This window comes from Lelliottia wanjuensis, assembly GCF_030238365.1.
In the GTDB taxonomy this organism is placed as follows: Bacteria; Pseudomonadota; Gammaproteobacteria; order Enterobacterales; family Enterobacteriaceae; genus Enterobacter; species Enterobacter wanjuensis.
The window spans coordinates 258,300-280,586 of record NZ_JASSOT010000001.1 but is presented as its reverse complement, the minus strand read 5'-3'; the positions used below and the strand labels follow the sequence as shown (position 1 = coordinate 280,586).

21 protein-coding genes are annotated in these 22,287 nt (G+C 52.9%); 6 read left to right on the top strand and 15 right to left on the bottom strand.

The features are described from left to right. The 11 genes from QQF33_RS01330 to QQF33_RS01280 form a co-directional block, all read right to left on the bottom strand. Nucleotides 1–2,229, bottom strand: coding sequence for a DEAD/DEAH box helicase family protein (locus tag QQF33_RS01330; RefSeq protein WP_350319003.1), 2,229 nt, complete (start codon nucleotides 2,227–2,229; stop codon nucleotides 1–3). A gap of 277 nt (nucleotides 2,230–2,506) precedes the next feature. Beyond that, entirely contained in the window at nucleotides 2,507–3,541 is a 1,035-nt protein-coding gene (locus QQF33_RS01325) for a hypothetical protein (protein ID WP_285157252.1), read from the bottom strand. 10 nt (nucleotides 3,542–3,551) lie between these two features. Beyond that, nucleotides 3,552–5,090: a hypothetical protein gene (locus QQF33_RS01320; RefSeq protein ID WP_285157251.1), complete on the bottom strand. Its 1,539-nt coding sequence runs from the start codon at nucleotides 5,088–5,090 to the stop codon at nucleotides 3,552–3,554. Nucleotides 5,091–5,109: 19 nt separating this feature from the next. Beyond that, nucleotides 5,110–5,613: an SMI1/KNR4 family protein gene (locus tag QQF33_RS01315; protein WP_285157250.1), complete on the bottom strand. Its 504-nt coding sequence runs from the start codon at nucleotides 5,611–5,613 to the stop codon at nucleotides 5,110–5,112. Between the two features lie 144 nt (nucleotides 5,614–5,757). After that, nucleotides 5,758–6,228: a hypothetical protein gene (locus QQF33_RS01310; RefSeq protein WP_285148792.1), complete on the bottom strand. Its 471-nt coding sequence runs from the start codon at nucleotides 6,226–6,228 to the stop codon at nucleotides 5,758–5,760. After that, on the bottom strand, nucleotides 6,215–6,979 hold the full coding sequence (locus QQF33_RS01305; RefSeq protein WP_285157249.1) for a winged helix-turn-helix domain-containing protein: 765 nt from the start codon (nucleotides 6,977–6,979) through the stop codon (nucleotides 6,215–6,217). The genes QQF33_RS01310 and QQF33_RS01305 overlap by 14 nt, the downstream gene beginning before the upstream one ends. 55 nt (nucleotides 6,980–7,034) lie before the next feature. After that, entirely contained in the window at nucleotides 7,035–7,727 is a 693-nt protein-coding gene (locus tag QQF33_RS01300) for a fimbrial biogenesis chaperone (RefSeq protein WP_285157248.1), read from the bottom strand. Further along, a complete protein-coding gene (locus QQF33_RS01295; protein WP_285157247.1) occupies nucleotides 7,699–9,042 on the bottom strand; it encodes a fimbrial protein in 1,344 nt (447 codons plus the stop codon). The genes QQF33_RS01300 and QQF33_RS01295 overlap by 29 nt, the downstream gene beginning before the upstream one ends. Then, nucleotides 9,039–11,519, bottom strand: coding sequence for a fimbria/pilus outer membrane usher protein (locus QQF33_RS01290; protein WP_285157246.1), 2,481 nt, complete (start codon nucleotides 11,517–11,519; stop codon nucleotides 9,039–9,041). The genes QQF33_RS01295 and QQF33_RS01290 overlap by 4 nt, the downstream gene beginning before the upstream one ends. Beyond that, complete coding sequence (locus QQF33_RS01285; RefSeq protein ID WP_285154264.1) at nucleotides 11,506–12,219, bottom strand: fimbrial biogenesis chaperone; 714 nt, start codon at nucleotides 12,217–12,219, stop codon at nucleotides 11,506–11,508. The genes QQF33_RS01290 and QQF33_RS01285 overlap by 14 nt, the downstream gene beginning before the upstream one ends. A gap of 13 nt (nucleotides 12,220–12,232) precedes the next feature. Next, nucleotides 12,233–12,787: a fimbrial protein gene (locus QQF33_RS01280; protein ID WP_285157245.1), complete on the bottom strand. Its 555-nt coding sequence runs from the start codon at nucleotides 12,785–12,787 to the stop codon at nucleotides 12,233–12,235. Nucleotides 12,788–13,303: 516 nt separating this feature from the next. On the opposite strand from QQF33_RS01280, the gene QQF33_RS01275 reads away from it, so the two are divergent. From QQF33_RS01275 to QQF33_RS01250, 6 genes are all read left to right on the top strand, one after another. After that, the gene (locus QQF33_RS01275; RefSeq protein WP_285144460.1) at nucleotides 13,304–14,533 is read left to right on the top strand and encodes a metal-dependent hydrolase family protein; all 1,230 of its coding nucleotides are present in this window, start codon (nucleotides 13,304–13,306) and stop codon (nucleotides 14,531–14,533) included. Nucleotides 14,534–14,556: 23 nt separating this feature from the next. Then, complete coding sequence (locus tag QQF33_RS01270) at nucleotides 14,557–15,141, top strand: MarC family protein (RefSeq protein WP_285154261.1); 585 nt, start codon at nucleotides 14,557–14,559, stop codon at nucleotides 15,139–15,141. An 8-nt stretch (nucleotides 15,142–15,149) separates the two neighbouring features. Beyond that, nucleotides 15,150–15,596, top strand: a complete 447-nt coding sequence (locus QQF33_RS01265; RefSeq protein ID WP_285157244.1) for a MarR family winged helix-turn-helix transcriptional regulator — start codon at nucleotides 15,150–15,152, stop codon at nucleotides 15,594–15,596. Nucleotide 15,597: 1 nt separating this feature from the next. Beyond that, on the top strand, nucleotides 15,598–15,903 hold the full coding sequence (locus QQF33_RS01260) for a DUF1971 domain-containing protein (protein ID WP_282495229.1): 306 nt from the start codon (nucleotides 15,598–15,600) through the stop codon (nucleotides 15,901–15,903). A 128-nt stretch (nucleotides 15,904–16,031) separates the two neighbouring features. Beyond that, on the top strand, nucleotides 16,032–16,310 hold the full coding sequence (locus QQF33_RS01255) for a VF530 family protein (protein ID WP_282495228.1): 279 nt from the start codon (nucleotides 16,032–16,034) through the stop codon (nucleotides 16,308–16,310). A gap of 6 nt (nucleotides 16,311–16,316) precedes the next feature. Beyond that, nucleotides 16,317–17,624 (top strand): glycoside hydrolase family 10 protein, encoded by a 1,308-nt coding sequence (locus QQF33_RS01250; RefSeq protein WP_285157243.1) that lies wholly within the window; start codon nucleotides 16,317–16,319, stop codon nucleotides 17,622–17,624. Between the two features lie 9 nt (nucleotides 17,625–17,633). Here QQF33_RS01250 and dsbG read toward each other — a convergent pair whose 3' ends face one another. The 4 genes from dsbG to QQF33_RS01230 are packed head-to-tail and all read right to left on the bottom strand — an operon-like array spanning nucleotide 17,634 to nucleotide 22,246. After that, nucleotides 17,634–18,377 carry a thiol:disulfide interchange protein DsbG gene (dsbG, locus tag QQF33_RS01245; protein WP_390888457.1) on the bottom strand — a complete coding sequence of 248 codons (744 nt, stop codon included), beginning with the start codon at nucleotides 18,375–18,377 and terminating at the stop codon, nucleotides 17,634–17,636. Nucleotides 18,378–18,421: 44 nt separating this feature from the next. After that, a complete protein-coding gene (locus tag QQF33_RS01240; protein WP_282495225.1) occupies nucleotides 18,422–19,438 on the bottom strand; it encodes a LacI family DNA-binding transcriptional regulator in 1,017 nt (338 codons plus the stop codon). 28 nt (nucleotides 19,439–19,466) lie between these two features. Next, nucleotides 19,467–20,876, bottom strand: coding sequence for a sucrose-6-phosphate hydrolase (locus QQF33_RS01235; protein ID WP_285157241.1), 1,410 nt, complete (start codon nucleotides 20,874–20,876; stop codon nucleotides 19,467–19,469). Further along, a complete protein-coding gene (locus QQF33_RS01230) occupies nucleotides 20,876–22,246 on the bottom strand; it encodes a sucrose-specific PTS transporter subunit IIBC (RefSeq protein ID WP_285157240.1) in 1,371 nt (456 codons plus the stop codon). Before QQF33_RS01230 ends, QQF33_RS01235 begins: the two co-directional genes overlap by 1 nt. Between the last annotated feature and the right edge of the window lie 41 nt (nucleotides 22,247–22,287).

Here is a 22,287-nt window from a genome sequence, read left to right as displayed (position 1 = left end):
TTAAAGCGCGTCTTTTAGCTTTTTGAGAAACACGAATGCCGATTGATATTTGTTCTTAATCTGTTCCTGCACATCCGACGGTAATTGCTTAAAGCTGACAAGGTTCAAAGGCTGTCCCCGGTACGTTTCGATCCACGGGCAAACTTCCACATCCTTCACCGGCATATCACTCACGTCCTGCGGGGCTGTCACTTTAATTCGGGCACTGGCAAGGTTGTCGTAATCTGGCAAAAGCTGTTGAATCTCTTTTTCGCTGAATTCGTACAACGGGTTCACGCCGAAATTCAGTGAAATCGTGTAAAAACTTGGTGCCATATTGTTCTCCCCGATAAAGGTATCGAGAAATTCAATCAGTCTCGTACGCATGGAAGGAATATCTACGTCTTCATTGAATGCGGCAGTCAGGTAGCTCAAATAAGAGCCGAAATGGGTGGCAATTTGATCAAGGCTAACGTCATCTAACTCTTGTTCCAATTCTGCAATGGAGGGCAACTCGTCATTTTTTTCGCGATATCGGCGCAACTTATCCAGCAGTACATCGCGGCTATTAAGCTGCATTTTCATCTCTTCCAGCAGAGCCAGTACTTTCGCCGCCTCTGCGCTGAATTGCACCTCCAGCGAAGTGTCATGATAAACCCCGGGCGCGTCCATCTCCTCCGGATTATCAATAGTGCTGTCGTGATACCTTGGCTGTTGTTCAATCTCTTTTGCTAGGCCCTTAATCTCATTCAACCGCTCAAGGGATCCAACAAAATCTAAGACATGCACAAACTCTTTATTTGGCGTTTTGCGCAACCCACGCCCTAACTGCTGTAACCAGATTGTACGTGACCCTGTATAACGCATAAAGATCAAAAGGTTGGTTTCTGGAATATCAATACCTTCATTGAACAGGTCGCAAACCAAAATGTATTTATAATCCCCTTCCCTGAACAATCGAATATTTTCTCGTCGTTCCTGATCATACATTTTTGAGTGCACAAGGGTGGCCGTGCCGGGCTCAAAGAACGCAATAAGATGATTCATATGCTGGATATTTCGGCAAAAGATGATCCCTTTTACGTCTTCTATCCCCTGCTCGGTCACTGTTTTGTTGATGAGGCGGACAATCTCATGATCTTTTTTATGCAAAAAAAGCAGTTTATCGATATCGGATAGAGAAAGACCGCTCTCAAGCTGGTCGATCTTATCCTGATCCAGATCGTCAAGCAGGACAAGATATTTGGGGAATGCCAGTTTTTTGTTTTTGAGTGCCCAAACCAGATCGAATTTACCGATATGCCCATCGGCGCCACCAAAGAAACTCACTACATCGCGATTATCCGTCCGGTAGGGGGTCGCGGTTAGGCCAATCAGGAGTTGCGGCTGGAAAAGCGACACCACCGCAGAATAGGTTTTTGCCAGCGTATGGTGGGCTTCATCGACAATGACGTAATCAAATGCTCCTGCAGATAGCTCATCGAGTTTGCTATAGAGCGTATCAAATGACGCAAAGACGAAATCAGTCTCTTCGGGATGTGTGCCGCCGAAACAGGCAGAAAAACTGTAGTTACCAATACCCAAAACGTTTTTAAATGCGGTAACAGATTGCAATAAAATCTCGACCTGATGTGCCAGAAATAACACTCTTGGCCTGCGGCTATTGTGTTGGATTAAGCGCTTAATTAAGTGGGCAGCGGTATAGGTTTTGCCTAATCCCGTCGCCATTTCAATCAGCAGTTTCGACTTTCCTGCCGCATGAAGTGCAAGGGCTTCGTTAATCACGTCCTGCTGATAAGTTCGAGGCTTAATGTCACGGCCAATCTCGGAATGCTTAATGACCCACAGATTTTGCAACTCATCCCGGTCTATCAACTCGACGCCGAGTCGTAACGCCCGCGCCTTCACTTCAGAGGTAAACCAGGAGTTGGTAACTAAAATTTTATAGGTAACATTTGCCAGCGTGGCGCCGGTAACTAGTTGATTAAGAGCCTTCACATCTACTGTCGTGCCCAGTTGGCGCTGTTTCACCTCAATGGCAAACTTTCGCTTTCCTTTCCAAGCGAAAATATCGACCCCACCATCACCGTGTTTGAACGTTTTGCCTGTCTGAGTAATTTCGGCATCGGTCCATCCCGATGCGACAAACAAATCGCGAACGAAAATTTCAAAGTCCGAAGAGGAAAGTTTATCGATGTCTTTAAATTCTGCGATTAAAGGTTTGTACTGCGGAATTACAGAAACCGTCATAACACCATTACCCTCCATAAAAAAACCTTGTTAAATTCTTAGCCACATGACCCTCGATATGTAGCGGCGACTTACCGGAGCGATACCAGGCTTCCTACCCTGAACAACGTTTACCAATGTAAACAGGAAATAGAGATTTCTCACGAACCCATAAGTTAAATGCAATTCACGAAGTATCCCTCAAACTTCTTTCCACCAATAAACCTAGGCATCCTCTTCCGTAAAGCACTAGATTTGCGGCACCGAGATGTGTGCCGCCTGTTTTACCGATTCACTATCAGAGCAAAGAATAATGCTGAACAATCTGCCAGCCAATCGATAGCCCAGCAATACAAGCAATCGCGACCATCGCTAAACGGTGACGGCCTCGTGATTGTCGAAATTGCATATGCAATGCTTCGACAATGGCATCGGTGCTAGTTTGGCGTTCAGCATGTTCCGCTATGCTGCGGTTTACATCAGCTTGGAATGCGTCACTCTGGTTTGTGACCGTCGTTATCAAATCTAACAACGATGAACGGCTTAGCTCAAGTTCGGTCAGTAGTTTCTGATGAAATTGTTGTTGTTCTTGCGACAAGGATTGCTGCTTTTCCTCAATACTGGCCTGCAGAACGGCATGGCTGGCTGTTACAGTTTTCTCCAGAATTGAATGAACCCTTCCCTGCTCTTCTAGCCCGTTTTGCAATTGCCGGGCAAAATCGGCCTCGCAGTTCGCCACTCGCTGCTCGATATCGGCCAGCAACAAAGCATTCGCCGCTCCAATTTTATTTTCCGCCTCCGTGACCCGTTTTACGCAACCGACTAGCTGCTTAGCTTGTTCTTGTGTAATCCCTTTGGCATCCATCAATCCCTGATTGGCCTTGTTGATCTCTTTTTGCTGTTCTTCAAGCAACAGCTGTTGCTTCAGTATCTGTTGATTTTGCTCTCCAAGAGATCGTGTCTGGCCTTCCAAAATTGTTTGTTGATTCAATAAGGTCTGTTGTTGCTGGTTCAGCAGCTTGGAAATCGCCGTATTAACAATAAGCAACTGGGATGATTTTTGCGTCAGGAGACCAATCGATTTATTTAGATCAATTTGCGCATCCTGCAGCAAATCATCGCGATCGTTCCACCAGTTAGTGATGAAGTTGCCGTCTTTCTGTTCTTTTCGCACGCTTTCCAGATTCTTTGCATTCTTCTGAACTGATGCTTGCGCTTCTGTCATTCCTTTAATCAACGCTTTGATATTGCTGTCGCTAAAGATTTTTTCCGGCAGACTCACAGATGAAAAGGCCTGAATGACCTGAAGCTCCTGTTTATTTAATTGATTCATCATATTGTTCTCAAAGACTTTTCAGAAAATCGTCAATTTCAGACTGACTTTCATTAATAAACGAAATTAAAGCCGTGCTCCTGGCCACTTGCACTGCCGTCTCTTTATTTGTTCGCTCGAGGCTTGCCAGCGTTGCAGTGGTCGAAATAGAAGCAGTAGCGAGGTTTGAGCCGATAGCTTGATACTGGGTGATTGCGTTCGAGTAATTCTCAATATTGCCTAGTGAACTTTCTGACAGCGTCACCAGCTCACTAGCAAACTCTTCTCGCCGCTTACTATGGGTGAGCATTTCATCCATATACTTTTCACTTAAGGAAAAGCGTGAGCGATCAAAAAAGGTATCAATCTGATAGGCAAGAAATGCGGAAAGCAACCCAGTGGCAATCCCGAGAAGTACGGGTGTTAACATATCTGCAAAAGGTTTCAGGAACGGTACGGTAGCCATAAATGTGGCGATGCTTTCATTTAATAGCATCCCAACCGACGTCACAATGACTGTTGCGAGAATTTTCAGCCCTTCCTGTAACGCCTGTTGTGCCGTCATATGTTTCGGCGGAAAGAAGATCATTTTAAATGCACGGAAAAGCCCCAGCATCCCTTCACGGATCATGGTCACAAAACGCTTCGCTGTTGAAAGAAAATTGTTCAGCAAAAAAGTGAGCAAATTACTCATAAAACCACTCACTCCGCCCTGAAACATTTGCCCTACTGCATCAGGAATTTTTTTGATGACGGAAGCGATGACCCGCATCAAGCGCTGTCGGATCTCTTCAAACAGCGTCTTGCCTAGTTTGACGCCGTGCTGAATAAGAACTTTAAATTCATTAAATAGACCATTAATCAACTCGGTGAGCAGAAGACCAAGCGCTTGCCGCATTCCCATTTGCAATGCCTGCTTACCGCCCGTTTGTAATATTTCTTTGCCCTGCTTTTTCATTAGCGCTGAGTTGAGTGTTTTAGATATATGATCATCAGATCGTTTCTTGGCTTCAGCCACACGCTCAGGATCTAATTCAAATCGTTCACCATTTTTATCAGCGAAGGTGTCCAACTCACCAGCGCCTTTAGAGCGATTTATTGATTTATGTGTAGTGACCAGGTTTTCGTCGGCATTCGCCATTTTCACGACTTTTTCGACACCGTCCCCGGTTTCAAGCGCAAGATGGACTTTTTTATTTTTCGACAGTGTGTTAAGTGAAGTGACATGGTCAAGATCCATATCGCTGGCATCCATTGATTTGCCAGTATAACCATCAACACCCTCTGCACGGAGACGTTGGCTTTTTTGCGTAAAGTCTTTGCTTTCATATTCCTTACGCTGATAATCCTGCAGTGATTTTGCATGGCTCGCTTTGTCTTTATCAGCGATATAATCAGCTTCTTCGCGCTCGAAGTTGTGCAGAGTAGTTACATTGCCGCCATTGCGGTCTTCAAACATAGCTGTCGAAAGCCCAAAAGGCCCGATAATTTGTGACAATACTTGTTGCTGGCAATCGTCAAAAAGTTTTTTCAAACGCTGCTGTTTACATTCTTCGTATGTTAAATCCATTTATCCTCCAGCCGAATATCTACAATTTTTCCACAAACGCTGTGAACCACTGTGTAAAACTGTCCGCCTGTCTCTCGCGTGCATCGTCGTCATGCCAGAGCGTGATAATCTGGCCTTGTGAGCCGTTTTGCGCGGGATCAAGATCGAGACAGAGATGGTCACCTGCCCCGTTGTAAGTGAAAGGTATCCATTTGGGGCTCCACCAGACAGGTTGAATCCCACTCTGTGGTGTCGACTCGACGCCATCAAAATCACCAGCATCAAGCAGCTCTTTCCAGATCGTCCACTCCTGCAAAATACGCGAGGTAGACAGGAACTCTGACTCATCAAATAAACCGGTGCTATTGACTCGTTGGCCATTGTGAATTTTCAGGCAAAATACAAAATCAGGGGGCAAGCTGATACCCAGCCCGTGCTCTAAGACGGCTATCTCTGCATCCGTTGCCGGTGGCGCAAGGTCAGCCAATAAAGCTGGGTTGGTGTTGTGCAGAAAGGTTTCCAGTTTTTCCCATTGTCGCTTCACTATTTCCGCTCCTTTTTAACCGTTCTATATATTAACGGCATATCTGACAGAGACTTAAGCAATATTTTTGCGTGGAAGATTAATCGACGTGAGTAAATCACGGGCAACTGACATGTTATGTCAGTTGCCCGGCGGAGGTGTGACCTACTGCCGACAAAACACCGACGGCGACCGGCTGGTATAGAACTGCCATGTGCTGCTGTTGAGCCGCAGTATGCTGAAATAGAACGGTTCTTTTGCCTTCAGGTAAAAATCGGGCAGCGTCCTGAGGAGTAAAGGGTTTATCGTCGCCCCACCCTCACTGGACGCGACGTTTTCTGATTCGAGGAAGTAATCGTCATCTTTGCGGGTGAAGGTAAACCAGACGTTCTGATTAATTGGCATCGTCTCGGCATGACTATCGGTAATTTGTCCGCGCAAAATAGCGACTCCGCGGCTACCGTTGAAAACGTATCTGACGGAAATATCGCCGCGAATATCCGGATACTCCATGACCATTTCCCCGGAACAATTGAAATGCGATCGCTGCCAGTTCTCGAACATTAACATCCCAACAATTGTCAAGATTACGGCGATAACGATGAAAATCACCCATTTAATATTACGCACCCACATTTCTGGACTCCGTGAAATAATAATGTGTTACGCAGTCATTATCACGCCAGCGACTATATTGCTGGCGACAGGTTAATGCCGAGATGCGCGGAAAATTGGGATACATCGTGAGATAAATCCACGGATAACTGTGACAGTCGAGCTGGCTTGCCTTTATAAATTGCTGATGCTTATCAAAATTCAGCACGTCCTGATTCCCATACCAGTGACACCCCTTCACCACGCTCAGGGGCTCATAGCGGCTCAGCCTCGAATCGAACTGTGTCTGCCAGGTGACGATCGCGGCCACAATGCAGCTCACCGCTGCGGCCAATACCCACCACAGCAAACGCCTGCGCGGCGCAATCGGCGCGGCTTCCATCGCTGAAACAGGCTCAGCCAACGGCTTTTCGCTGCGAGGCTCTTCGGCCTCCTGCTCAACTACATCCAGCTGTCGCTCCAGGCGGATCCCGACTTTCGGCACGGTGACGATCAGCTCTTCATTGAGACCAAGCTCTTTAAACGCGCGCCGCAGCAAGGAGATGTTTTGATAGAAGGTATTATTTGTGACCTGCGCCCCATTAATAAACCAGACGTGTTCAAAAAAATAATCGCGCTCAATGACCTGGCCCTGTTGCTGAATTAACAGGCATAAACAACGTGTTGCCGGATTACTTAACGCAATGCGTTTCGTTTCATCGGATTTTACGTGTAAGACGTTTCGCTCCGGACTGAATATGACAGTGCCGTTGAGCAAAAAAACTTTTGCCATCTTGATCCCTGAATGTGGATTTTTGTCAATTTAGCTGTAGTAAGTTCATTCCTGGTTAATTCACGATAGCTGAAAATCCCCAACGATTTCCTTCATCGTTAATCACCACAAAGTTTATCGTATTATTCCGTCTTTCAGGAGGTACAGAATTAAAAATCATGCTCCGTGAATGCGGTAAAACCACTATTCCACCTGTGGAATAGTCTCCGAATGAAACCTCAGCCAGAGTTATGTTCCAGGAACTATCATTTACAGCATGAATCATGCCGCCTTCATAGCGAAAACTCAGAAGATTGATGGATTTTTCAGTCAACACGCCTGTATTTTTCGGTCGCCATAGGACTTTAAGCTGATTTCTTAGCGTAAGGCGCACTTTTTCACCAGTTGGCGCGTTCTTCATCTCCGGTGGAATTTGATAAACGTTGAGCCAAAACAGGGACTCACAATCCTGAGCCAGGCCCTTTCCCGTGGTCATGATCCGCAGTTCTCGTTGCTCACCCGGCTGAATTTTCAGGACCGGAGGCAGCACCACAAAAGGCGCACTGGCCTGGGATGGCCCCTTATCTGGCACTCCGTCATCCACCCAGCTCTGCACCACCACCGGATAATCACCGTCATTCACCAGCATCACCGTGCGCTGCGTCTCGCCATGGTTAAAGACGATGCGGGTGGTGCTGATATTGACCGCGGCCTGGACGCTGAACGCCAGCAGCAAGAAGCTACTGAATACGCAGTAAAACCTGGACATGTGACTGATAACTCCCCGCCGTTAAGGTATCCGCCCCAAAGCTCGCCAGACGCGCCTCGAAGGTTTCGCTGTAATAGTTCACGCCGTCCTGGCTGCCGTTCTGCTGCGTATTGCTGCCAATAACCGGCATCCAGCCGCCTTCCGTGCCGCTGCCGGGTGTGGTCACCGCCATAAAGTTCACCGAATTTCCGGCCCGATACACCTGCACGCCCACGCCGCGGGCATGTCCGGGCGCGCCGTATTGCGCATCGAGTAGCCAGGTCACAGTTTTACCGGTGATCAGGTTAAAACCCCAGGCGCTGTTGACGCTGCTTTCCGGGGCGAGTAACCCCATCGCCACGTTGCTTTTTCCCGTCGCCACGCCCGACACCACTGTCGATTCGCAGGCGAAGCCAATCTGGAACGGCGCGGAGGAGTACTCTCCGCGTTTCAGCTGCGCCACCGAGATAACCGGCAGATGCACCACCGGGGTGAAGTCTGTCACCTGGCACATCGCCGCTCGTTTAACGGTGATCCCGTTCCCGTAAAGGCTAATCACCGACGGCCAGTCGTTGGCCCACCCCGCCCAGTTACCGCCGCGATGCGGCTGCCCGACCTTAATATCCCAGGATAACGTCCCCGGCCCGCGAAATACCACGTAAGCATTGGGATTCACATAGCTGTTGTAGCTGGCGGACTGTGCCTGGTTGGCGTAATAGCGCGTATCCAGGGTTTTGATCAGCTCCGCGCTGATCGTCGAGAAATTCTTGGCCTTAATCAGGAAATTGCCGTTGGTGTCGCGATCCAGATTTTCCATCGGTCGCTGCTGCCAGCTGTCGGTGAACACGCTTCCCGTTGCGTCGTGGGTCAGACGCAGCGCCACATTTTTCATGACCGTCAGCCTGGCGCCCGGCACATCCGTGGCTTCATACCAGCCCGCGTAGGCATCATCGCCGTTGGTGGACCAGGCTTCATACAACTGCCCTGCGGTATCTGGCGTACAGCGGAAAAAGACCTGTTCGGGATCATACCCGCCGCCTTTATGGGCGTAGGTGGTGAACGGAATTCCGCCGCCGGAAGTGAGGATCGTCCCCGCGGGCTGGAAACTGTTATTGCTGGTCACGTCGACAGACTTACTCAGCCCCGGCAGCAGCCCGTTCCAGGCATCATTTCCGCCGCCGGATCGCCAGTCATTGGCGATGCCGTCCGATGCATCGCTCAGCCGGTGCGTTCCCTGCGCGCCGCTGCTTCCTGCTTTGTAGGGATAGATAATGTATTCGCAGGCGGCCTGCACGCCCGGGGAAAGCAGGGCCAACAGCAGGAGAAATCGTCTCATGATCGTCCTTTCACGGCGCAGGCCAGCGTCAATGCAATCAGAGGCTCTGCGCGTTGTTGTTCGTTAAGTTTCCACGGCAGCGAGCAGTCGCTCCCGTCGATCGTCAGTCGCCCCTGCTCGTCTTCTACGCGGGCATAGACCTGATTTCCCTGAGCAACCATCCCCACGACGCGACCGCGTTCGTCGAGCACCGATGCCCCTACCGGAAACGTGACGTTGTCACTTACCGTAATGAGTAACGGGTACCCCGAGAGAGTCGCAAAGCGCAGTTTGACGGCGGCTCCGGCCATCGGCGCGATCCGGCGCTGGCTCTCCTGGAGCTCCGCGCTGGTGTTCATTGCGCTGCCATCGAGGGTGACGTTGTTATAGCGATAAGGCGTTAAAGACGGGACCAGAGCGTAACCCCCGCTGTTGACCGTCGCGCCCTGCCCACCGCCGACTCTGGCCCCTTGCGCGCCGGGCGCTTCCACCAGGGCAAAGGTGTCGCCCACCCACGGACCCGCGACAACGCCGTGACGATGCACGACGACCGCTCCACGCACGCCTGCGGTCCACTGCTGATAGTTTTGCGCCTGCGACACGCTGCCGTTCAGCGTGCCGAAGGCGGTGTTTTTCTGTAGCGATCCGCTCCAGTCGGTCACATCGCTGGCCTCACCCTGCCCCTGCTGCCAGCCCGTGGAGAGCGCATAGTTGAGGGTTTCATCGCGGTCGAGTGCGCCGGAGATCGCCACCTGCGCATTGCGCCCGGCCTGCCGGGCCTGACTCGCAGACAGTGCCAGCGTGTGCTCGCGTTCGCCAAAGCTGAGCGGTACCGAGAGCGTCAGCGTCGCCACATTCTCTTTTTGCGCCTGGGTACTCTCCCCACTGCGCCACCAGGTGTCCTGCCGACTGAAAGAGATGCCAAGCGTCACGCGGCCAATGGTGGTGTTGTAACCGGCCTGCAGCTGGTTACTGTTTCCACGGCCACCGTAATAATCCATCATCGAGCCAGAGATCCACAGATTGCCGTAGCCGCCCAGCGTCTGGTTCAGGGTAGCGGTAAACTGGTTGCGCTGGCGCAGGGTGTCCGAGCGCCACTCCTTATCCCCCCCAATGACGCTTCGTTCGCCCAGTACATCGCCGTAATCACGGTAGCCCTCGGTCGAATAGCGATATCCCGCCAGCGCCACGTGGGTGCCGGTCGGACTGAAGGTCTTGCTCCAGTTGGTTTGCAGACGCCAGCCGCTCAGGGACTGAGACGCAATCCGCGCCCGTGATCCGGTGAGATCAACGCCAAAAGCGCCGAGTGTGGTCGCCAGCACGCCGCCGATCAGCAGCGCCTGGTAATCTTCGCCAATCCGCACCGCGCTGTTCGCGGTCAGCAGATTGCTCATTCCACGCTCCAGCGTGAAGTCGGCGAACAGACCGTCGGCGGCGCTGTAGTCCCGGGTTTTGCCCGCGACCAGACCATAGCGCCAGACGCCGGGGCGCAGCGACAACGGCACGCTGGCGTAGGGCACCGTGTAGCCGCTCTTTTTGCCGTCTGCGCCGGTGATTTCAACCTGTAGATCGCCGTCCCAGGCGGTATTCGGCAAATCGTCGAGCACAAATGGCCCTTGAGGCACGCTGGTTTCATACAGCGTACGGCCATTTTGTTTGACCACCACCCGCGACGGCGTTGACGCCGTACCGCGCACTTCAGGGGCGTAGCCGCGCCGCGACTGGGGCCACATCCGCTGATCGGTTTCCAGCTTGACGCCGGTAAAAGCCATACTGCCGAGCAGATTACCCGGCGTGTAGCTTTCCCCGACGGTCAGCACGCTTTCCAGTCTGGCGATCGGATGCTGGAGCCAGGTTTGCAGCGCATCCCAGCGCTGCGTTTCGCGGTAGTCATCGCGCCGCCAGTTCGCAGAGGACTGCTGGCGGAATTGCCAGCTGCCGAGGTTAAAACCGCTGCTGAGGCCGAGCCAGCCGTAATCGCTCTGCTGGCCGCCGTTCTTATTGTGATAGACGTGCAGGTTATAGTTGCTAAACAGCACGCTCTCACCGCTCTGCCATTGCGAGGGCGGGACATAATCCTGCGGGGTACGCTTAAGCGAGGCCTGGGGCACGCTCAGATTGAGGCGCAGCAAGCCCTGATCGAACGTCCACTTTCCGCCGCTGACGCGAAGTTCAGGCGAAAGACAGACATCAGACGGCGCGTTTTCCGCTGCGATAACCCCCTGCTCATCCCAGAATTTGACCGGGAGGCAAGGCGTTATACGCCCGTCGGCATCCGGCTGAAACAGCACGTCATCGCGCGCAACATACTGCCCGTTCAGCCAGATATCGACGCTGTAATGTCCGGCGGCCACCGCATCCTGATCGTTGAACTGCGTCAGCCCTTTTTCGTAGCCGCTGCCCAGCAACAAAGCCTCATCAAAGGTATATTCGCCAGCCAGAGCGGGCGTGACGCCGGGCAGAATCAGCCACCACCAGTGCGGATTAATGGCTGACATCGCCAGGGTTCCCTGGCGTCACGCGCCCGGCTAAGGTTGCGCCCTGATCGTTAATCCAGCGCATCTGAGCTTCACCCACCTGCTTAACTGTCGCGGGCCATGAAACCGTTGTCCAGGGAGCGACAGTTTGACTTAAAATGCGCTGTTTTTTCCCTGCACCGCTGACATCCAGGGAGGAGAGCGCAAGGTAATACCCGCTGTGGTTACGCAAAAACAGTTTGCCGTCCTGAAGCCAGACGCGACTGGTACGCGCCATTTCCAGCGGTGAGCCCGCAAGATCCTTCGGACGCATCAGCACTTTTACCCGACTGCGTACCAGGACCATGAGCTGGTTATCTGGCTGCGCGCCTTTTTCCGTCGGTGGGATCTGCACAAAATTGAACCACCACAGGGACTCCCTGTCCTGAGCGACCGGTTTACCGACGTAGCGCAGACGAACCGTCTGCCCCGAATGGGCCGCCAGCCGGAAGACTGGCGGCGTGGTGATAAAAGGCGCGGTCGCCGTTTGCGGGGCCGATTGTGCGTTGCCCTCGTCCAGCCAGACCTGAACCACGCCGGGGAAATCATCGCGGTTGGTCAATTGCACGCTGACTTCGCGGCTGTCTGCCGGATAGATAATCCGGCTTCCGGTCATCACAATACTGGCCTGCGCACTCGCGCAGATCAGCATTCCGGCTAAAACACTCGCCATTCCTTTCATCACCGGTGCTCCCTTACAGGTAGGAGATGGCGTACTGCACGGAGCCCACCACCGTGCCGGCCGTCGCCCCGCCGTTCGGGCTGAAATACTGCACGGCAAAGTCGTGCTCACCGGCAGTGCTGCCTGCCGCGACGGTGATCCCGGCAACCGGCGTCGCATCACGTAGATCGATGGCCGTGGTCCCCGCGCTGTCGGTCATCAGCTGCAGTTCAACGTTTTGCGCCGTACCGGTATTCGCCAGGTTACCGCGCTCGGTCATGTTGTTGGCGACGAATACGGTTTTGATGTCCAGCGCATCCGCATCGACGGTGCAACCTGTCACCCCAAGGGTAAATGCCGTCAGACCCGCTGAAGAGGCCGCCGTCGCCAGTTCGCTTTTGGCGACGGTCGGCAGTAACACCACCGGGCGCGCATTCACACCGTTGATGGTGACTTCGCAGGTCTGCTCGGTGACCTCGCCTTTAAAGGTGATGGTATTGGCCGAGTCAGCGTGAGCCGTTTGCGCGATGACGATCGCGAGGCTTCCTGCAACAAATAAACAGCTGGCGTGTGAAGGTTTGATTTTCATATTGTCTGTCCTTAATAAAGAAATACCCTGGCGGCCTGACTGGCAACGCAATAGCACTCCTCCGCAGGGCGCGGAATATTTATTTGCGTGGAGTAAGAGACCAGTGAGCTTATGTACACCATAGGATTAACCCTACGATGATTGCTAGTTTAAGAAAATTCCCAATAATTAAAACCTTTGTTTTCTCAAATAACAAAAATGCGATCTTAAATAAGATTAAATCACCTTAAATTCACTCTAACCTGTTGTTTTATAGGGTGTTGAAAAACATCGAGACATGTTAAATTAATCTTTTCTTAGTTGCCCGAACCCTTTGAAAAATCCTTTCCATGAAGACTCTCATTAATATTAATGCGATTTTCGCATGCCATTCGCTTACCCCTTGCCGCCAACTCAGACTTCTGGAGTGCGTTTTTTAACCACAAAAAACAAACTAGAAAGCATTGCTTTCTAGTTTTATTGGGAGCACAATCGCCCTCAGATTGACGCACTTGAATATCACTAATCGGAGGTTGTATGAGTCTTTTGTTAAAAAATGCAAATATTTTCAATGGTAAGGATAACGTCATTACGGCCGGGAATATTTTACTGGCGGGAGACAAGATCGTCGCTATCTCTTCGCAGGAGATCCCCGTCGGGAGCAATGTGCAGGTGCTGGACCTGAAAGGGAAATATGTGATGCCGGGGCTGATCGATGCGCATGTTCACATCACCGCCAGTCAGCTAGATTTTAACGAAGCTAATGTCCATAAGGGCTACATGTATGCCCGGACCTTTAACTTCCTGCGCGACATGATCCGCCGCGGGTTTACCTCCGTCCGTGATGCCGGTGGCGCCGATATGGGCATTAAAAAATCCATTGATGACGGTCTGCTTCCAGCTCCAAGACTGTTTATGAGCTGCCGGGCGTTAAGCCAGACGGGCGGCCACGGGGATTACCGTCATCAGGCGTCCGAGATGGTGACTTGTGCGTGCAGCCTCTGCTCCGCCTCGTCCATTGCGATCATCTGTGACGGTGTCACAGCGGTACGGCACGCGGTGCGTGAGCAGTTTCGTGTGGGCGCCAGTCAGATCAAAATCATGGCCGGAGGTGGCATCGCCTCGCCAACGGATAAAATTGATAACCTGCAGTATTCGGATGAAGAAATCATTGCGATTGTCGACGAGGCCCGCCGTTTTAACAGCTATGTGATGGCCCATGCCTATACCCCGGCTGCGATTTCGCGCTGCGTCAAATATGGGGTCAAAACCATCGAGCACGGTAATTTGCTGGATGAGCAGTCGGCGAAAGATATGCACGACCATCAGGCTTATCTGGTGCCTACGCTCGCTATCTATAACGCCTTTAAAAACAATATGAGTTCAGAGGTGCCTGACTCCGTCGTGAATAAGCTGGATGAGGTTCGTCTGAAGGCGCTGGAATCTATCCGGCTGGCACGCTTGCACAACGTCAAAATTGGCTTAGGCACCGATTTACTCGGTGATTTCCACAGCTTTGAGTACGACGAACTTACCCTGCGCAGTCAGGTGGAGAGCGCGTTTGATACCCTCCATTCCGCAACCTATATCAATGCCGAAATTCTCGACATGAAGGATAAGCTGGGTGTGGTGGCCGAAGATGCCTTTGCCGATCTGCTGGTGCTGCCAAAAAATCCACTCGACGATATTCACCTGTTTAACGAACAGGAAGATAACGTCCTGATGGTGATTAAAAACGGCGAAATCGTGAAAAATCTGCTTGCCTGAATTTGACCGGAATACACAAACACATGTTGGCAAATTATCTCCATAGCCTGTCGCGGCTCGTTATTATCATTAACCCGTTAACCATGTTTGCCCTCTTTTGTTCCTACACCTCAGGAATGCCCGTAAAAGAGGTGAAGACGATTGGCAGCAAAACGACGATTGCCGTCGCCATAACGCTGATCCTGTGTGTTTTAGGCGGCACACATATTTTTCAGCTGTTTGGCATCAACATCGCGGCGTTACAGTTTGCCGGGGGGTTGTCTCTGCTGATGTCGAGTCTGAAAGGGCTCGGCGAGCAGGCCGATAATTCGCTGCCTGTGTCGGGGAATATCGCGATTGTTCCCCTGTGTATTCCGGTGATCGCGGGCCCGGCGGCGATGTCTATTGCGATTAGCCTGACGCAACAGACGCATAATCCGCTGGCGGTGAGTCTGGCCATTGTCACGGTGGCGCTGATCCTGGGTGTGCTTTTTTACTTTAGCCAGCCGGTTTGCCGGTGGTTAGGTGAAACGGTTATGAATATAATCAAGCGCATCTCCTGGCTGGCGCTGGCGTGTATTGGTACCCAACTGCTGATGGCCGGATTCACGTTTTATATCAAAGTTTAAGAGGCCTTATGACCCGCGATTACACTCAGTTAACCGATTTATTGCGTGAGAATCACAGCGCCTGGCAACAAATCCTGGAGCCGGTTCTTAACGAGATTGGGGTAACCTTTGTTGATCGCATCATCCTCGATAAACTCGATAGCCAAAGCGGTCAGACTAAAAATGAACTGGCGAATCAACTCGGGACCGTTCATCAGAATTTAACCCGGTCGATTGCTCGCCTGGAACAGCAGGGTCTCCTTCGCAGCAGTAAAAATAACCCTGCCGATAAGCGACAGATTTTTCTTGAAATTACCCGGGAAGGTTCCGCCATGAACCGGCGGGTAAATGAGAAAATCAATGATATTTGGAACGATATTCTGGGCAATGTCTCTGCCCAGGAAATCCAGCTCTTTGAGACTGTCCTCGTCAGATTAAATAGCAATCTGAGAGGTCTCAAAATTCCAGGAAAATAGAATGCAACAGATCCCACAAGATTATCAGATAATCAAAAGCACCCCTTTCTTTAATAATACCAACGTCCCCGACGCGCTCAGACTCCGACACCGAATCCTGGCTGGCGCCTATGCCAGAATTTCGGTCATGGAGGGCGCAGTGAAGCTTCTCTGCTATCAACAGCAACAGGCAAAAGAGGCACAAAAAATCAGGATTATTCGTCCGGGGGAATTCTACGTTGTGACCGCCGATGGGTGGTATGTCGTTGAGATGTATGAAGAGGAGACGGTGTTTAATATTGATTTCTTCGATAACGCCGTTTGTTGACCTGAAACCCCGTCAAACCCTGCCCGCCGGGTAGGGTTTAAAACCCTGGTTTATTTGCCGATATCCCGACTTTCTTGTAACCTTCCCCTGCACTCCCTGACGACTCACAGCAGAAACCGGATTTCACTATGGCAGCACACAATTCCAAAGATCCTTTGCACGGCGTAACGCTTGAAATGCAGGTCAACGCTCTGGTTGCCCGCTACGGTTGGGTTCAACTCGGCAAACTGATCAACATTAACTGTTTTAAAAGCGACCCGAGCGTCAAATCAAGCCTCAAGTTTTTGCGTCGCACTCCCTGGGCTCGCGCTGAGGTCGAAGCGCTGTATCTCGACTCGCTGGAAGATGCCGCTCCTGAAGATCTTGATAATGATCCCTGGGCCAATAGCCGCCTGAAAAAGAGTTAACACACGATGCCCTTACAGGTTAAACGTTCTGGCGCACTCATTCTTATCGCGCTGCTGCTCGCCAGCTGCTCGTCCAAACCGCCGAAATCGTTAGTCACCCCGCTTCCGCCGGTGGCGAAGCATCCCCTGACGGCAAAATCGCAAAAAGACCAGGGCCCGATGCGCGGTATCTGGCTCGCAACCGTGTCTCGTCTCGACTGGCCGCCGGTTTCTTCGGTGAATATCAGCAATCCGGCCACCCGCAACAGCGTTCAACAAAAAGCGCTGACCGATAAGCTGGATAAACTGAAAAGCCTCGGGATCAACACGGTGTTTTTCCAGATCAAACCGGACGGAACCGCGCTGTGGCCATCAAAGATTTTGCCATGGTCTGACACCCTGACCGGCCATATCGGCCAGGACCCCGGCTACGATCCGCTGATGTTTATGCTCGATGAAGCGCACAAACGCGGCATGAAAGTTCACGCCTGGTTTAACCCGTACCGGGTGACGACCAACACCAAACCGGGAACCGTGGCGGAGCTGAATCGCACGATTTCCCTTAATCCGGCCAGTGTTTTTGTTCTCCATCGCGACTGGATCCGCACCGCCAGCGACCGCTACGTGCTCGACCCCGGCATTCCGGAAGCCCGGGACTGGATCACCAGCATCGTGGCGGAAGTCGTCTCGCGCTACCCGGTCGATGGCGTGCAGTTCGATGACTATTTCTATACCGAAACGCCCGGATCCACGCTTAACGATAATCAGACCTTCCAGCAATACGGCGCAGGGTTTGCATCCAAAGCGGACTGGCGTCGGCACAACACGCACCAGCTGATCGAGCAAGTCTCGCGCACCATCAAGCAGCTCAATCCCGGCGTGGAGTTTGGCGTGAGCCCGGCTGGCGTCTGGCGCAATCGCTCGCACGATCCTTTAGGCTCAGAAACCTCAGGCGCCGCGGCGTATGACGAAGCCTTCGCCGATACCCGTCTGTGGGTGAAAGAAGGCTTACTGGATTACATCGCCCCGCAGGTTTACTGGCCCTTCTCCCGCAAAGCGGCCCGCTACGACGTACTGGCGAAATGGTGGGCGGACGTCGTCAAGCCGACCAACACGCGTCTCTATATCGGCGTGGCGCTGTATAAAGTGGGGGAATCGTCAAAGAATGAGCCTGACTGGACGGTGAACGGCGGCGTGCCGGAGCTGAAAAAACAGATCGATTTGAACGAATCGGTACCGCACATCGACGGTACGATTCTGTTCAGAGAGGACTATCTCAACCAGCCGCAGGCGCAGGAAGCGGTCAGCTATATCAAAACGCGCTGGGGTTCATAACCCCGGCGGCTATTCCGGTTTGGGCCCGAACATCTCCAGCAGCTGTTGCTGATCTGGCATCCCGACCACCTGCTGCAGTTCGTTCTTCGCATTCATGTAATAAATGGCGGGCGTTGCGTTTGCGCCCAGCTCATCCATCAGTTTCTGGTGTTGCTGGAGCAGATTGAAGGTTTCACGAGATGAATCCCCCTTAAGCGCTGGCAACGTTTTACCCCCGGACAGTTCGTACGCTTTCCAGGCTTCAACAGGATCGGCCGCATTCAGAATGGCGGTCGCATTCGGGCCGCTTTTCGGATTCAGGAACGCAACCAGCAGCGTATTCAGCTGCACTTTCCCGGCTTTCACCCACGGCTGCGCTTCCGCCCAGAATTTTTTGCAGTACGGGCAGAACGGATCGGCAAAGACAAACACCTTCCGCGGAGCCGTTTCCGCGCCCTCTTTCAATGGCTGCGTTTTGTTGAGGGTTTCCCACATCTGGCGGCCCAGCGGGATGTAAATCTCTTTCTGGAAATAGTCTTCGCTGATGTTTTTCCCTTTACCATCATAAAGATAACCAGAGATGACATGCTTCCCGTCAGGCGTCATAAACAACGTCACGCCCATATCCTGATACTGACCAATCCAGCTTTTCATGCCGCCGGGTGCGTCAATTTCCTTGATGTTCTGAATGCCCTGCTGCTCGCCAAACTGCTTCACGATCGGCGGAAGATCGCTGGCCGCCATCGCCAGCGCGGGAAGAAACCATGACGTCATGATAAGAAGTGAACGGCGCATATCGCTCCTGAATGTGTGAAGGATCATTGACCGGCCTGATAGCGTTTCTGCAGTGTCGCTGCCAGCTTGCGTTGCAGCGGTTCCGGGGTTTCCCCTTCGATCAGCTTGCCAATTAAATCGAAACAGTGCCATGCCAGCTGGCGATTGTCCTGCCGCACTGTATCAATCGGGATAGTCAATGAATCATAGAGATAGTGATCGTCAAAGCTGGCCAGCCGCATATCGCTTTGCAAGAGGTGATGCTGCCCCATATAACGCAAGACCCCTTCCAGCAAACCACATGCAGCGGTGAAAAGGGCTTTCGGCGGGCGGCCTAATCGGGCACACAGCTCAGCAAACATTTCGTAGCCAGAGCTGGGGTGATAGTTTCCGTGAATGATCCACTCCGGGCGCAGTTCAACGCCAGCATTCGCCAGCCCCTGCTTAAAACCTTCAAGACGATCGCGGGTCGGGGAGAGTCTCGGCTGCCCGCCGAGAAAATAGATTTCGTCCGGGTGCTGGCGGGCGATATCCGCCACCAGTTCGGCCGTCGGGGTAATGGAATCGGTGATCACCAGCGGCAAAGAGCTGTCGTTCATATGGCGATCGAAGAGCACCACCGGAAGCTGTTCGCTCAGTTTTTGATAATCCGCGTCGTTGAGCAGACTGGAAGCCACAATCAGCCCGTCGACCTGCCGCGACACCATATTGTTGACCACCACCGTCTCCTGCCCCGGATTTTCATCCGTACAGGAGATCAGCAGCTGGACTCCGGCCTCGCGGCATAAGGTTTCCAGCTCATGAGAAAACACGGCAAAACCATAGTTAGTGATTTCCGGCACCACCAGTCCGATGGTGTGACTGCGGTTATCTCGCAGTGAACGCGCATGAATGCTCGGCTGGTAGTGATGCTGTTTCGCAATAGCCAGAACCCGGTCGCGGGTTTCCTCTGCCACGCGTAACTCTTTACTACGACCATTCAACACCAGGCTGGCGGTCGCTTTGGACACCCCCGCCAGCTCAGCAATGTCTTTGATGGTGACGCGTTTTGTTTTTCTCACAACGACTTAGACCCGGCTGCCAAAACCCTCATTCTATCATGCAGGCGCGAAGCGACCAGTAGCGTAATGTGATGACGGGCGCACCTTCGAAGCGAATTTGCGCCGGATGTTCAGGAAAATAGCGGCTGCTCATCACCCCTTCGCCGTCGTTGATGAAAATCTCGACGCTCGAGCGATCGCACAGGACGCGCAGCGATACCGCCTTTCCGCACCAGTAGCGCGTGAGCATGTCGCCATTTTCGAGACTTCTACGCTGCAGCTGAATCCCCTGCTCATCCACGCTCAGCCAGAGCGTATCGGCAAAATTCACCTTCGTGGGCCCATCGGGGATCAGCGTGAATTCCAGCCGACCGGCATCAAGTCTTGGCGCATCGTCGGCGCGCCCCTGCCATTGATGCGCCTGCTCTCGCAGACGCGCCAACTCGCGGATCGGCAGTTGATACAGTTTGCCCTCACGGAAATTGAGCTCACGCGGGCAGGTCATCTGGTGGATCCAGCCGTGTTCCCGCGTGGGCTGCAGCATCTCTTCCCCGTCCGGTACGCCCATCCAGCCAATCAGAATGCGGCGACCGTCGGCTGAAAGCGTGGTTTGCGGGGCGTAGAACTCAAACCCGGCGTCCAGTTCGTGTAACGGTCCGTGGCTGAACGTGGCGCTGTCCCAGGCAAAATCACCGCTCATCCAGGTGGCGGGATAGGTATTGAGATACCGATGCGGCTCGCGTGCCAGCCCTTGCGGACAGCAGATCAACACCTGCGTACCCTCCAGCTCGAACAGATCCGGGCACTCCCACATGTACCCCGCGTCCTGCAGCCCGTTCACGCCGTGCCCGGCAATTTCTCCGCAGGCGTCCCAGGTGTGCAAATCAGCCGATTTATACAGCAGCACCTTGCCGCGTTTTTGCTGATCCTGCGCGCCCAGCACCATGTACCAGTTTCCGTTGTGCTGCCACACTTTCGGGTCGCGAACGTGGCCGGTGTAACCCGCCGGTAGCGGCAGTACCGGGCCGAGTTTATCGAATCCTCCGTCGGCATTTTGTACGGCGAGACACTGCCACGCCGTGCGGCTACCGTCATCGAACTTCACATTGCCGGTATAACAGAGCGTCAGCACGCCATTGTTATCGACCGCGCTGCCGGAATAGCAGCCGCTGCGGTCATACTCTTCGTCGGGCATCAGCGCCATGGGCTCATGCTGCCACTGCACTAAATCCTCTGAGCTCCAGTGGCCCCAGCATTTATAGCGATGATCGCAATCCAGCGGGTTCCACTGATAAAACAGATGGTAACGTCCGGCATGCCAGATAAAACCGTTGGGATCGTTCATCAGACCGGTCACGGGCGCGGGATGCCACTGCGGGTAGTGGCTATCCTCTAACGCACGCGGTTGCCCTTTCATGACGGCCTGCAAAACGGCAGGCCAGCGGTAAGGAAGCGTCATTATTCAGAGTCCGTTTTGTATTTCAGCAGTAATGAGACCGCAAAGGCGACACCAAATGCGATTACCATTCCAATAATATAGTTAAGCAGCGAGTTCGCCTGCACGATCGCCATGCCCGGGATCGCCGTCAGCCCGACCGCCGTCATGTAAACATGTACCGATACGACCCAGGCACCGCCCGCGGCACCGCCGATCAGCGCGGCAATAAACGGCTTCACAAAGCGCAGGTTGATACCAAAAATAGCCGCTTCGGTGATGCCCAGCATCGCCGAAAACGCCGACGGCAGCGTGATCGCTTTAATTTTGGCATCTTTCGTTTTGAACCATACGGCCAGACAGGCTCCGCCCTGCGCGACGTTCGCCATCGCCCAAATCGGCAGCAGGAAATTCACGCCAATCGACGGATTGCCCAACAGCCCCGCTTCAATCGCATGAAAACTATGGTGAATCCCGGTAATGACGATAACCGAATACAACCCGCCAAACAGCAGTCCTGCCAGCCATCCGGCGTGGGCAATCAGGGTGCTTAAAATAAACGAAATACCATCGCCCAGCGCGCGGCCTGCCGGGCCAATAATCAGTAATGCGATAAAACCGGAGATAATCACGGTCAGGAATGGGGTCAGGATCAGATCCAGCGCATCCGGGATCACACGGCGAAGCTGCTTCTCGACGAGGCTCATAAACCACACCGCCAGCAGCACCGGGAACACCGTTCCCTGGTAGCCGATCATGGCAATTTCAAAGCCGAAAAAGTCCATGGTATGGAAACCGGAGGCCACACCCCAGGCGTTGGTTAGCGCCGGGTGAGTCAGGATCCCCCCGAGCGTGGCGCCAAGATACGGGTTACCGCCAAATTCTCGGGCGGCGGTAAAACCAATCAGGATCGGCAGAATAATAAACGCCGCCGAACTACACATGTCGAGCATGATGTAGATGGCGTTATCCGCATTCACCCACCCGTAGGTTTTGACCATGCCGAGCAGACCCATCAGCAGGCCGGATGCCACAATGGCAGGAATAATCGGCACAAAGATATTCGACAGCAGTCGGGCAATGCGCTGGAATGGGTTCAGTTTCCGCGCCGCGATGTCGGCCGCTTCCGACTTGCTTGACTCGCCAATGCCGGTGGCCTGAATAAACGCCGCATAGACTTTGTTGACCACACCGGTACCAAAAATAATCTGCATCTGGCCTGCGTTACGAAAACACCCTTTCACCCCTTCGACCTGCCCAATCGCCTGCTGATCGGCGAGGGCGTCGTCAACCAGCACCAGACGCAACCGCGTTGCGCAGTGCGCCGCGCTGGCGATGTTCTCTTTGCCACCGAGCAGCGGAATAAGCGCGCGGGCGATATTATCAAAATCCATAGACACCTCTGTCTGAACGCATTTTTATGATGTAAGTGACG